The sequence below is a fragment of the Caulobacter sp. GW822-FHT01G02 genome (assembly GCF_058802865.1).
Map to the genome: position 1 here is coordinate 19,742 of NZ_JBXAON010000011.1, position 12,120 is coordinate 31,861.

Sequence of the window (12,120 nt, forward strand, 5' to 3'; positions counted from 1 at the left end):
GGCAGGCCGCATTTTTTTGAGGTGGGATCGATGGCGCAGACCAACCCCATTCGTTCGATCCTGATCGTCGGCGGCGGCACGGCCGGCTGGATGGCCGCGACCTGGCTGGCCGGTCGGCTGGCCCGACAGAACATCCAGATCACCGTGGTGGAGTCGCCCGACATCCGCACCGTCGGGGTCGGCGAGGCCACAGTGCCGGCCATCCGCGACTATTTCCGCGACATCGGCGTCACCGAAGCCGAAGTCATGGCCGCCACCCAGGGCACCGTGAAGCTGGGCATCGAATTTCGGGACTGGGGGCGGGAAGGGGACAGTTTCTTCCATCCGTTCGGTCTCTACGGCATGCCCTCTCGCGGCGTGCCGTTCCACCAGTTCTGGCTCAAGCGCCGCGCAGAGGGCGATGCGACGCCGCTGGCCGCCTACAGCCTGTGCACCCAGCTGGCCATGGCCAACCAGATGATGGAGCCGCCGGTCTCGCCGCCCAACGATCTGGGCGTGTTCAACTGGGCGGTCCATTTCGACGCGGGTCTTTATGCGCAGTTCCTGAGGCGCAAGGCGACATCCGAGCTCGGCGTCACCCATATCGACGGCACGGTGGTCGAGGTGTCTAAGCACCCCGAGACGGGCTTCCTGACTGGCGCGACCCTCAAAGACGGCCGCGTGCTCGAAGCGGACCTGTTCATCGACTGCTCGGGCTTTCGCAGCCTGCTGCTCGGCCAAGCCCTGGGCGTGGAGTATGAGGACTGGACGCATCTGCTGCCCTGCGACCGCGCGGTGGCCATGCCCTGCGAGCGCGACGGCCCTCTGACGCCCTACACCCGCAGCACCGCGCTGAAAGCGGGCTGGCAATGGCGCATCCCGCTGCAACATCGGGTCGGCAACGGCTACGTTTATTCCAGCCGCCACATCTCCGACGACGAGGCCACGGCCACCCTGATCTCGCGCCTGGAGGGGCCGGCCTTGGCCGAGCCCAACCTGCTGCGGTTCCAGACCGGCCATCGCCATCGTTTCTGGGAAAAGAACTGCATCGCCTTGGGTCTGGCCGCCGGCTTCATGGAGCCGTTGGAGTCGACCAGCATCGTGCTCATCCAGAGCGGGGTGGAACGGTTGGGAGCGCTGTTCCCGACCACGGATTTCGACCCGGCGCTGGCCGACGAATACAACCGCATCACCACCCTGGAATACGAGCGGATCCGGGACTTCCTGCTGTTGCACTATTTCGCCAATCGCCGAGAGGGGGAGGCGATGTGGGACCATGTGCGTCAACTGAGCTTGCCCGAGCCCCTGGCCCACAAGATGCGGATGTTCGCCAGCCGCGGGACCATGGTCCGCTACGAGTGGGAGTCGTTCCATGATCCCAGCTGGCTTTCGATGTACGCCGGCTTCGGGATCACCCCGCGTGCTCATGATCCGATGGCGGACTACTTTACCAAGCCTGAGCTGGACAGCGCTCTCGGCCGGATGCGGGAGGCGATCATGCGCGCTCAGGCTCTGGCGGTTTCGCACGAGGCGTTTCTAGCTGCGCAACGGGGATAAATCATTCCTGAGTGTCCCATCTCGCGCCGTCATGAACGCGCGCACCGCTGCCGGAGGCGGGGCCCAGCTCGTCATCGACACTGGCTCAGGCTGTACCGTCTTTGGCAGCGACAATCAGCTCTTAGCGTCTTCATTTCGGAACTGGAGCTCATAGGGGATTTTGTTCGACGCCCCTGAGCTCCGTCGTCATCGCGAAGAGAGGGTGGGCATTTCCAGGCGGCGGTTAAGTCGGAGCACCCGCCTTAGGACGCGGACCACCAGCACCCTTAAGTCGTCGAAGACCGCCCTGCGTTCAGGTTGAACGTCTGGTTCCTGGAGGTAGGCAAAGGACCGCTTATGGCGCACGACCGAATGTGGCGTCGCTCCATCCGACTTTGCCTTGAGCGGCGACTCGGAATGAGGTCGCGCGTCTCGCATGAGGTTTCGATGGACGCTGAAGACTTCACAACGTTGGCGATGGGCCTGGGGCCGGGCGTTCAAGCCAAGGCGATCTTCGAGACCACCCAGTTTCGGGTCGGCGGCAAGGCTTTCGCGACCTTGGGCTGGCCAGCGGCCGGTTGGGCGGTGGTGAAGGTCTCGCCGTCGCGCCAGGCCTGGGCGCTTTCCCTCACTGACGCGGCCGCGCCCGAACCTGGTCGGCGGCGCAACGCCGGGATCATCCTGCTGCGGCTGGCGGCGCTGGAGGCCGACGTGGCGGCCGAACTGCTGGCGGCGGCCTGGTCGGTGGCCACGCGCACTGGCGCGGCGCGGGGCAGGGCAGGGACAGTCGGCGCGCAGGCGTCCGTGATTTCGATCTAGGGGACGACCCGCTTTTCCAGAGACGCCGCCGTTTCCCTGTCTTTGTACGCCAGGGTACGACGCGCCGATTTGGCTGTTGAGATCGGCCGATTTCAGGTCTTCTTACTCATCCCCGTGGAAACCGGGGATCAGCCGTGGACCTTTCCGAAGCCGAACTTGGACGCGAGCGCAGCCGCCAGATGCTGCGCACGGCGCTGGGCCCGCTGCTGTTGGCGCGCCTGGAAGACCCGGGCGTCGCCGAGGTCATGCTCAACCCCGATGGCCGGGTGTGGATCGACCGGTTCGATGCGGGACTGGTTGATGCTGGCCTGTCGGTTTCGGCCGAGGACGCCGAGCGGATCCTGCGACTGGTGGCCCATCACGTCGCCGCCGAGATCCATGCCGGACAGCCGCGGCTGTCTGCCGAGCTCCCCGGTACCGGTGAGCGCTTCGAGGGCCTTATGCCGCCGCTGGCGGTCGCCCCGACCTTCTCCATCCGCAAGCCCGCGAGCCTGGTCTTTCGGCTCGACGACTACGTCCTGTCGGGGGTGATGTCCGACCGCCAGGGCGAGATCCTGGCCCAGGCCGTGCGCGAGCGCGCCAACATCTTGGTGGCCGGGCCGACCTCCAGCGGCAAGACCACCCTGGTCAACGCCCTGCTGGCCGAGATCGCCATGGGCGGCGACCGGGTTATCCTGCTGGAAGACCTGCGCGAGCTGCGATGCTCGGCGATCAACCAGGTCGCCCTGCGCACGCGCGAGGGGGTGGTCAGCCTCACCGACCTGGTCCGCTCGGCCCTTCGACTTCGGCCCGACCGCATCATCATCGGCGAGGTGCGCGGGCCTGAGGCGCTCGACCTGATCAAGGCCTGGGGCACGGGCCATCCCGGCGGCGTGGGCACCTTGCATGCTGGCTCGGCCCTGGGGGCGCTGCTGCGCCTGGAACAGCTGATCCAGGAGGCGGTGGTCACCGTGCCGCGCGGCCTGATCGCTGAGACCATCGATGTCATCGCCGTGCTCGCCGGACGTGGGCGACAGCGACGCCTGACCGAACTTGTCCGCCTGGAGGGCCAGGCGCCCGACGGCGCCTACCAGCTCAGCCCCGTCTGAGACCCTAAGCCCCCAAACCCCGACATTGTTGAAGGAGATGGCCTCGTGTCCACGAGCCTTGCCCTGCCGCGCGCGTATGCGCCCGGCCAGCCCCTCCGTGCGCGCCTTCGCGACCGGCTTCCCAAGCTCAAGCCCTGGCTCCTGGGCGGCCTGACCCTGGGCCTGGCGCTGATCAGCGCCCAGGCCCAGGCGGCCGGCTCGGGCATGCCCTGGGAAGAACCCCTGCAGCAGATCCTGGAGTCGGTCGAAGGGCCGGTCGCCAAGATCATCGCGGTGATTATCATCATCGTCACGGGCCTGACCCTGGCGTTCGGCGAGACCTCGGGCGGATCGCGCAAGCTGATCCAGATCGTCTTTGGCCTGTCGATCGCCTTCGCCGCCAGCTCTTTCTTCCTGTCGTTCTTCTCGTTCGGCGGCGGAGCGCTGGTCTGATGGCCGGCGATCGCGCGTTGGGGTTCGCCGCGCCCGTCCATCGGGCCCTGACCGAACCGATGCAGCTGGCCGGCGCCCCGCGCGCGATCGCCCTGGTCAATGGCACCCTGGCCGCGGCCCTGGGCGTGGGCCTGCGGCTCTGGATCGTCGGCCTGGCGGTCTGGCTGATCGGCCATGGCCTGGCCGTCTGGATCGCGCGGCGAGACCCGCAGATCTTCGACGTGGGCCGCCGCCACGTGCGCCTGCCCGTGCGCCTGGAGGCCTGAGCTGTGCTTGACCTTCGCGAATACCGGCGCCGTCCCGCCTTCCTGGCCGACTTCCTGCCGTGGGCGGCCCTGGTCGCCTCCGGTGTCGTGCTCAACAAGGACGGCGGCTTCCAGCGCACCGCCGAGTTCCGCGGCCCCGACCTCGACAGCGCCACCGACGCGGAGGTGGCGGCCGTCGCCGCGAGGCTCAACGGCGCCCTGCGCCGTCTGGGTTCGGGCTGGGCGATCTTCGTGGAAGCGCGGCGCGACCCGTCGGCGGCCTATCCCGACAGCCGCTTTCCCGACCCGGTGTCGGCCCTGGTCGACGCCGAGCGTCGGGCCGACTTCCAGGACAGCGGCGAGCACTTCGAGAGCCGCTATTTCCTGACCCTGAGCTACCTGCCGCCCGCCGAACAGCGAGGCCGCATCGAGCGTCTGTTCGTCGAGGGAAGGGCCGGGCGTGAGGTCGACTGGCGCGCCGAGCTGGCCGCCTTCGTCGATCGGTCCGGCCGGCTGCTGGCGCTGCTCGACGGCCTTATGCCGCAACTCGCCTGGCTCGATGATCCAGCGACCTTGAGTTTCCTGCATGGGGCGGTGTCGACCGGACGCCAGGGCGTGGCCGTCCCTGAAACCCCCATCCATCTCGACAGCCTTCTCGCGACCGAGCCCCTGACCGGCGGGCTCGAGCCTTGCCTGGGCCGCGCGCACCTGCGTGTCCTCACCCTGGTCGGCTTTCCGCCGTCGACCACGCCGGGCCTGCTCGACGATCTCAACCGCCTGGCCTTCGCCTATCGCTGGTCCACCCGTGCGCTCTGCCTGGACAAGGCCGCCGCCCAGGCGCTCCTGGGCAAGATCCGCCGCCAGTGGTTCGCCAAGCGCAAGTCGGTGCTGGTGCTGCTGCGCGAGGCCCTGACCCAGGAGCCCTCGGCTCTGGTCGACAGCGATGCGGCCAACAAGGCCGGCGAGGCCGACCTGGCGCTGCAGGACCTTGGCGGCGACGCGGTGGCCTACGCTTATGTCACGGCCAGTCTCGTAGTCTGGGACGAGGATCCGGCCCGCGCCGACGCCAAGCTGGCCCTGGCCGAGAAGGTGATCCAGGGGCGCGACCTCACCGTCATTCGCGAGGACGTTAACGCCGTCGAGGCCTGGCTGGGCACGGTCCCAGGCCATGCCTACGCCAATGTCCGCCAGCCGCCGCTGTCGACCCTGAACCTGGCCCACCTGGCGCCCATGTCGGCCGTGTGGGCCGGACCCGAGCGCAACCGCCACCTGGGCGGCCCGCCGCTGCTGATCGCGCGCACCGCCGGCTCGACGCCGTTCCGGCTATCGCTGCATGTCGACGATGTCGGCCACACCCTGGTCGTTGGGCCGACCGGCGCGGGCAAGAGCGTCCTGCTGGCCATGCTGGCCCTGTCGTTCCGGCGCTATCGTGACGCGCAGGTGTTCGCCTTCGACTTCGGCGCCTCCAGCCGCGCGGCCGCGCTCGCCATGGGTGGCGACTTCCAGGATCTGTCGGGCGAGAGCCGAGCCGCGCCGATCCTCCAGCCGCTGGCCCTGATCGACGCGCCCGAGGAGCGCGCCTGGGCGGCCGATTGGCTGGCGGCCATCCTCGCCCGCGAGGGCCTCGCCATCACCCCGGCCGTGCGCGAGCACCTGTGGGCGGCGCTGGGCAGTCTGGCCGGCGCGCCCTTGGCCGAGCGCACCCTGACGGGCTTGGTCGCACTGCTGGCCAGTCCGCCGCTGAAGGCGGCGCTGGCGCCGTTCGTGCTGGGCGGGGCGCACGGGCGCCTGCTGGATGGGGCTGGCGAAGCGCTCGGCGAGGCCGACATCCAGGTCTTCGAGACCGAGGGCCTAGCGCGCGGCGCGGCCGCGCCGGCGGTGCTGGCCTATCTCTTCCATCGGATCGAGCGCCGCCTGGACGGTCGGCCGACCCTCATTCTCATCGACGAGGGCTGGCTGGCGCTCGATGACGCCGCGTTCGGAGCCCAGCTGCGCGCCTGGCTCAAGACCCTGCGCAAGAAGAATGCGTCGGTCGTCTTCGCCACCCAGTCCCTGGCCGACGTGACCCAGAGCGCGATCGCCGCCTCGATCATCGAAAGCTGCCCGACCCGCATCTTCCTGCCCAACCCGCGCGCCCTGGAGCCGCAGGGCACGGCGGCCTACGCGCGGTTTGGTCTCAATGCGCGGCAGATCGAGATCCTCGCCCGCGCCACGCCGGCCCGCGACTACTACCTGCAATCAAGGGTCGGCGACCGGCTGTTCGACCTTGGCTTGGGGCCGGTGGCGCTGGCCTTCTGCGCGGCCTCCTCCAAGAGCGATCAGCGGGCGATCAGCCAGATCCTGGCCGTCCATGGCCGGGACGGCTTCGCCGCCGCCTGGCTGCGCGCGCGTGGCCTGCCTTGGGCCGCCGACCTCCTGCCGCGCGGCGCCGCCGCGCCGGCCAACCCTCCGGAGACATCGACATGACCCTTACCCGTCGCCGCCTGGCGTCGGCCGCCTCCACATGGCTGCTCGCCGCGATGGGCCTGGCCGCCCTGGTCGCCCCAGCCCCGGCCCGCGCCCAGTTCACGGTCTTCGACCCGACCAACTACGCCCAGAACGTCCTCCAGGCGGCCCGGGCTCTGCAGACGATCAACAACCAGATCACCTCGCTGCAGAACGAGGCCCAGATGCTGATCGGTCAGGCCCGCAGCCTGGCGAGCTTGCCCTATTCCTCGCTAGCGGCCCTGCAGGCTCAGGTCGATCGCACCCGCGAGCTGCTGGGCCAGGCCCAGGGGCTAGCCTACGACGTAGCCCAGATCCGCGAGGCCTTCCGCACCCAGTACGGGGCGGTTGAGCTGTCGGCCTCGGACGCGGCCCTGACCCAGCGGGCCGAGACGCGCTGGGGCGCGGCGGTCGCCGGCTTCGAGGACGCCCTGAAGGTTCAGGCCGGCGTGGTCGGCGGCCTAGGGGCGAGCCGCGACCAGCTGACCAACCTGATCGGCCAGAGCCAAGGTGCGGTCGGCGGCCTGCAGGCCGCCCAGGCCGGCAACCAGCTCCTGGCGCTCCAGGCCCAGCAACTGGCTGACCTTCTGGCGCTGAGCGCCGCCCAAGGACGGGCCCAGGCCCTGGAGGCCGCCGACCGGGCCGCCGCGCGCGCCGACGCCAAGGCCCGGTTCTCACGCTTCATCGGGAGCGCTGGAACGCCGTGACCCGGTCCCTCATCTGGGGGACCGCACTGATCATCCTGCTGGGGGCCGCTGTCTTGGCGGGCGGGGCCTCCCAGCCAACACGGACCGGACCGACCAAGCGCGCGCCGGTCGATCCGCAGCTGACGCGCTGCCAGGGCCTGGGCGAGGCGGCCGGACGCGACTCCGGCTGCAAGGCGGCCTGGGCTGGAGCTCGGGCGCGATTCTTCGGCGGGGCGGCGTCATGAACGACGTCGGCGTCATCGATCGCTTCTTCGACACCTTCAACCGCTATCTCGACAGCGGCTTTGGCCTGCTGGGCGGGGAGGTCGCCTTCCTGTCGACGACCCTGGTGGCCATTGACGTCACCCTGGCGGCGCTCTTCTGGGCCTGGGCGTCTGGCGAGGATGTCCTGGCCCGCCTGGTCAAGAAGACCCTCTATGTCGGGTTCTTTGCGTTCCTGATCGGCAACTTCCACGCTCTGTCGCTGATCGTCCTCAAGAGCTTCTCGGGCCTTGGCCTGAAGGCTTCGGGGGCAGGGGTATCGGCCGAGGATTTCTTGCGGCCCGGCCGCCTGGCGGCCCTGGGCGTGTCGTCCTGCAAGCCGCTGCTGCAGGCGGCCGCCGAACTCGGCGGATTTCCCGGCTTCTTCGAGAACATCGTCCAGATCGTCATCCTGCTGGCGGCGGCCCTGCTGGTCATCGTCGCCTTCTTCATCATCGCCATCCAGATCTTCGTGGTGCTGATCGAGTTCAAGCTGGTGACCCTGGCCGGCTTCGTCCTCGTCCCCTTCGGGCTCTTCGGACGCACCGCGTTCCTGGCCGAGAAGGTTCTGGGCAACGTCATCGCCAGCGGCGTGAAGGTCATGGTGCTGGCGGTGATCGTCGGCATCGGGTCCTCGCTCTTTGCCGAGTTCAACGCCGCCGGCGCCGGCCAGCCGACCCTGGAAGAGGTGCTGGCCATCGCCCTGGCGGCGCTCACCTTGCTGGGCCTGTCGATTTTCGGGCCGGGCGTGGCTTCGGGCCTGGTGTCGGGCGCGCCCCAGCTGGGCGCCGGCGCGGCCGTCGGCACGGGCCTGGTGGTCGGGGGCATGGCCATGGCCGGCGCGGCCGCGGCGCAGATGGCGGCGAGCGGCGTGGGCGCGTCCGGCGCTGGCGCGGCGGCGGCCGGTGCGGGTGGGCGTACCCCGCCGGCCGGCGGCGCGGCCCCGACCCCTGACGCTCCGCCCCCCTCGGGCCCTTCCGGTGGCGGGACCAGCTCGTCGTCGGCCGGCGCGGCGGCGCGCGGCGGCAGCGGTCCCGCCGGAAACTCGGGCGGAGGCTCCGGCGAAGGCGGCGGCGAGAGCGGCGAGGGCGCGCCGTCCGCCGCGCCCGCCTGGGCTCGCGACCTGCAGCACCGCCAGACCCTGGCCCATGGCGCGGCCATGGCCGTCCACGCCGTCGGCAGCGGCGACGATCACAGCGCCGGCGCGGCGCCCAGCCTTTCGGAGGATAGATGATGAGCCCGCTCAAGGGGTCGGCGCGCTTCGGCGCGACCCCGGCGCCCGAAACCCCCTATCAACGGGCCGGGCAGGCCTGGGACGAGCGCATTGGCTCGGCCCGCGTCCAGGCTCGCAACTGGCGCCTGATGGCCCTGGGGCTGCTCGCCCTCAGCGGCGGCCTGACCGGCGGGCTCGTGGCCCTGTCGTTGCGCGGCGGCGTGACGCCCTGGGTCGTGGAGGTCGACCGCCTGGGCGAGCCGCGTGTCGTCGCGCCCGCCGCCCAGGGCGCGCGACCGACCGACGCCACGGTCGCCTGGACCCTGGCCCGCTTCGTCGCCGATGTGCGCACAATCTCCACCGACCCGGTCCTGATGCGTCAGGCCTGGCTGCGCGCCTACGACTTCACCGACGCGGACGGCGCGGCGGCGCTCTCCGATCACGCCCGCCGCGCCGACCCGTTCAGCCAGGTCGGCAAGGCCCAGGCGGTCGTGTCGGTGACCAGCGTCGTGCGCGCGTCTCCGTCGAGCTTCCGCGTCGCCTGGACCGAGCAGCGCTTCGAGGGCGGCCAGCTGGTCGCGACCGAGCGCTGGACCGCCATCCTGACGGTGCGGATCAAGCCGCCCACGACCGCCGAAGGCCTGCGGTCCAACCCGCTGGGCGTCTTCGTCAGCGCCATCGCCTGGTCCAAGGATTTCGGCGCATGATCCGGTTGGCTGCCTGTGCCGGCGTCGCCGGCTTGTTGTGCGTCTCTTCCGCCGGCGCCGAGGACCGCGATCCGCGCCTGGCCGCCCCGGCCGGCATGATCGCCTTCGACTACGAGGAGACCGGCGTCTATCCGCTCCTGGCCACCCCAGGGCGCATCACCGACATCGTGCTCGAGCCGGGCGAGACGCTCGTCACCCAGGGGGCGGTCGCGGCCGGCGACACCGCACGCTGGGTGATCGGCGACACCAGCAGCGGCGCCGGCGCGGCTCGCCGGGTCCATGTGCTCGTCAAGCCGACCGAGCCAGGCCTGGCCACCAACCTGGTCATCAACACCGACCGACGCACCTACCACTTGGAACTGCGGGCGACGGCCAGGACCTGGAACGCCCAGGTGTCGTGGCGCTACCAGCGCGAGGCGATCGCCGTGGTCGCCGCCCCGCGGGCGCCCGCGGCGCCGGCCCTGGACCTTACTCGGGTCAACCGCGCCTATCGCATCGAGGGCGACCACCCGGCCTGGCGCCCGGTGGCGGTGTTCGATGACGGGCGCCGGGCCTATGTGGAGTTTGGTCCCGGCGTGGCTCTGGACGATCTGCCGCCGCTCTACCGCACGGGCCTCGATGGCCGATCGGCCGAGCTGCTCAACTATCACGTCGAGGGCCGTCGGCTCGTTCTGGACCGGCTGTTCGATCGCGCCGAGCTGCGCCTGGGCGACAAGCGTCGGGCTCAGCGCGTCCGTCTGGTCAGGCTCGCGCCGAAGGCGGAGGCGGACCGATGAGCCAGGATCGCACCCCCGCCGAGGAAGAGATCGCCAAGTCGCTGCGCCTGCGCGGCGCGGCGCCGCCGGTGGCCCGGCTGTCGCGGCGGGCGCTGGTCGTCAGCGGCGCGGCGCTTTCCCTGGGGCTTTTCGCGGCGCTGGGCTGGTCGCTGTCCGAACGGCGGCGGCCGCCGCCGCCAGCGGCCGATCCGCCTCCCGCCAGCGCGCCGTCCGAGCGGGTCACGGCTCTGCCTCGGGGATATGTCGGCCCAGCCGGGGTTCCAGCCCTGGGACCGCCGCTGCCCGGTGACCTGGGGCGCCCGATGCTGGCCGCCCAGCGCGAAGGTAAGGACGTCGACTGGCCCTCAGGCGAGCCCGCGCCGGCCGACCCGCCGCCCATCACAGCGCCGCAGCGTCCGGTGGCGGATGTCGAGCGCCAGACGCGCGTGGCGGCCAGGCAGGCGGCGCGCCAGAGCGGTCTGTTCGCGGCGGCGCGACCCGATGGGCGCGGCCCACCGGCGGCGCCAGCCGCCGCGGATTCCGGGGCCGCGGCGCCGGCGATCGACGCCAGGACGACCAGCGGCGAGCGGCTACAGGCTCCGGCCTCGCCCTACGTGCTGCAGGCCGGCGCGGTGATCCCCGCCGCGCTCGTGACGGGATTGCGGTCGGACGCGCCGGGCGTCGCCATCGCCCAGGTCACCCAGGACGTCCACGACAGCCTGGGCGGCGGCGTTCTGCTGATCCCGGCCGGGGCGCGCCTGATCGGCGAATACGCCGCCGAGGTGAAGGCCGGCGACAGCCGCCTGCGGGTGGCGTGGACGCGCCTGATCCTGCCTTCGGGCCGCTCGATTGTACTGGAGAAGTTGCCGGCCGCCAACGCCCAGGGGATGGCGGGGCTGCAGGACGGCGTCGACCGCCATGGCGGCCGCATCCTGGCCGCCGCCGGGCTTTCGACGCTCCTGGCGATCGGGGCCGAAAGCGGAGCCTCGTCCGACGAGTCGGACCTGGTTCGCGCGATCCGGCGCGGCGGCGCCGACGCGGTCACCGATGTCGGGCGCCAGGTCGTGGGCCGAAGCCTCGATCGCATCCCGACCCTGACGATCCGGCCCGGCGCGCCCCTGCGCGTGCTGCTGACCAAGGACCTCGTGCTCGAACCCTATGTCGAAAGGACCCCTCGATGAGTAAGCTGAAGCTGCGTCCGCTGGAGGACGAGACGCCGGTCAAGATGACCCTCGACGTGCCGGCCGCCACCCACCGCAATCTCCTAGCCTACGCCCAGGCCCACGCGGCCCAGACCGGCGGCAAGCCGGCCGAACCCGTGCGGCTGGTCGTGCCGATGCTCGACCAGTTCATGGCCAGCGACCGGGCCTTCGTGCGCGGACGAAACCCTCGAAGCACCTAGTCGGCGTCCTCGGCCAGGACGGCCAGCAGGGCCAGGATGCGCCGTTTAAGCGGGCCGGGCAGGGCGGCCATCGCCTGCGCGATGGCCGGGCCCTCGGGGCAAGCGCCAAGGCGGATCAGGGCGCGCGCGGCTGGAGACGGTCCTGGCTCGCCGCCTGGCGCTGTCGGTGGCAGGCCCTCGAAGAACCATTCGGGGGTGGTTCGCAGCACCTTGGCCGCGGCGTGCAGGGTCGAGGCGGCGATGCGGTTGGCCCCGGTCTCGTATTTCTGGATCTGCTGGAACGTCAGGCCCAGATCGGCGGCCAGGCCGCCCTGGCTGACCTTTAGGATCTGGCGGCGCAGGCGGATACGGGCGCCGACATGTTGATCGACATAATGCTTGGCGGGACTGGGCAAGGCAGGCTCCGGACGGTGGAGCTGTAGACGCGCGGGCAGGCGGGTATTGGTAGCGCGCCGCCAAGTATATTTCCGTTGGCCGGGCCTGGAGCCCGCCTCACGGTCTTGTGGATGCCCG

The 12,120-nt window shown here is 71.0% G+C and carries 14 protein-coding genes; 13 read left to right on the forward strand and 1 reads right to left on the reverse strand.

Annotation, left to right across the window (positions count from 1 at the left end):
• The first annotated feature begins 30 nt into the window (after positions 1–30).
• From AC1RNC_RS24480 to AC1RNC_RS24540, 13 genes are all read left to right on the forward strand, one after another.
• Positions 31–1,536, forward strand: coding sequence for a tryptophan halogenase family protein (locus AC1RNC_RS24480; RefSeq protein WP_492888626.1), 1,506 nt, complete (start codon positions 31–33; stop codon positions 1,534–1,536).
• A 426-nt stretch (positions 1,537–1,962) separates the two neighbouring features.
• Positions 1,963–2,334 carry an MmcQ/YjbR family DNA-binding protein gene (locus tag AC1RNC_RS24485; protein ID WP_492888627.1) on the forward strand — a complete coding sequence of 124 codons (372 nt, stop codon included), beginning with the start codon at positions 1,963–1,965 and terminating at the stop codon, positions 2,332–2,334.
• A gap of 179 nt (positions 2,335–2,513) precedes the next feature.
• A complete protein-coding gene (gene trbB, locus AC1RNC_RS24490; protein WP_492888674.1) occupies positions 2,514–3,422 on the forward strand; it encodes a P-type conjugative transfer ATPase TrbB in 909 nt (302 codons plus the stop codon).
• Between the two features lie 141 nt (positions 3,423–3,563).
• Positions 3,564–3,854 carry a TrbC/VirB2 family type IV secretion system protein gene (locus AC1RNC_RS24495; RefSeq protein ID WP_099503982.1) on the forward strand — a complete coding sequence of 97 codons (291 nt, stop codon included), beginning with the start codon at positions 3,564–3,566 and terminating at the stop codon, positions 3,852–3,854.
• Positions 3,854–4,120, forward strand: coding sequence for a VirB3 family type IV secretion system protein (locus AC1RNC_RS24500; protein ID WP_492888628.1), 267 nt, complete (start codon positions 3,854–3,856; stop codon positions 4,118–4,120). The genes AC1RNC_RS24495 and AC1RNC_RS24500 overlap by 1 nt, the downstream gene beginning before the upstream one ends.
• A 3-nt stretch (positions 4,121–4,123) precedes the next feature.
• On the forward strand, positions 4,124–6,565 hold the full coding sequence (trbE, locus tag AC1RNC_RS24505; RefSeq protein ID WP_492888629.1) for a conjugal transfer protein TrbE: 2,442 nt from the start codon (positions 4,124–4,126) through the stop codon (positions 6,563–6,565).
• On the forward strand, positions 6,562–7,290 hold the full coding sequence (trbJ, locus tag AC1RNC_RS24510; RefSeq protein WP_492888630.1) for a P-type conjugative transfer protein TrbJ: 729 nt from the start codon (positions 6,562–6,564) through the stop codon (positions 7,288–7,290). The genes trbE and trbJ overlap by 4 nt, the downstream gene beginning before the upstream one ends.
• On the forward strand, positions 7,287–7,514 hold the full coding sequence (trbK-alt, locus tag AC1RNC_RS24515; RefSeq protein ID WP_492888631.1) for a putative entry exclusion protein TrbK-alt: 228 nt from the start codon (positions 7,287–7,289) through the stop codon (positions 7,512–7,514). Before trbJ ends, trbK-alt begins: the two co-directional genes overlap by 4 nt.
• The gene (trbL, locus tag AC1RNC_RS24520) at positions 7,511–8,764 is read left to right on the forward strand and encodes a P-type conjugative transfer protein TrbL (protein ID WP_492888632.1); all 1,254 of its coding nucleotides are present in this window, start codon (positions 7,511–7,513) and stop codon (positions 8,762–8,764) included. Before trbK-alt ends, trbL begins: the two co-directional genes overlap by 4 nt.
• Complete coding sequence (trbF, locus tag AC1RNC_RS24525; protein ID WP_492888633.1) at positions 8,764–9,450, forward strand: conjugal transfer protein TrbF; 687 nt, start codon at positions 8,764–8,766, stop codon at positions 9,448–9,450. The genes trbL and trbF overlap by 1 nt, the downstream gene beginning before the upstream one ends.
• Entirely contained in the window at positions 9,447–10,226 is a 780-nt protein-coding gene (trbG, locus tag AC1RNC_RS24530) for a P-type conjugative transfer protein TrbG (protein WP_492888634.1), read from the forward strand. Before trbF ends, trbG begins: the two co-directional genes overlap by 4 nt.
• A complete protein-coding gene (locus tag AC1RNC_RS24535; protein ID WP_492888635.1) occupies positions 10,223–11,386 on the forward strand; it encodes a TraB/TrbI/VirB10 family type IV secretion system protein in 1,164 nt (387 codons plus the stop codon). Before trbG ends, AC1RNC_RS24535 begins: the two co-directional genes overlap by 4 nt.
• The gene (locus AC1RNC_RS24540) at positions 11,383–11,607 is read left to right on the forward strand and encodes a DUF2274 domain-containing protein (RefSeq protein ID WP_099503411.1); all 225 of its coding nucleotides are present in this window, start codon (positions 11,383–11,385) and stop codon (positions 11,605–11,607) included. Before AC1RNC_RS24535 ends, AC1RNC_RS24540 begins: the two co-directional genes overlap by 4 nt.
• On the opposite strand, the gene AC1RNC_RS24545 is transcribed toward AC1RNC_RS24540, so the two are convergent.
• On the reverse strand, positions 11,604–12,002 hold the full coding sequence (locus AC1RNC_RS24545; RefSeq protein WP_099503413.1) for a helix-turn-helix domain-containing protein: 399 nt from the start codon (positions 12,000–12,002) through the stop codon (positions 11,604–11,606). The two genes, AC1RNC_RS24540 and AC1RNC_RS24545, sit on opposite strands and share 4 nt — an antisense overlap.
• Positions 12,003–12,120 lie beyond the last annotated feature (118 nt).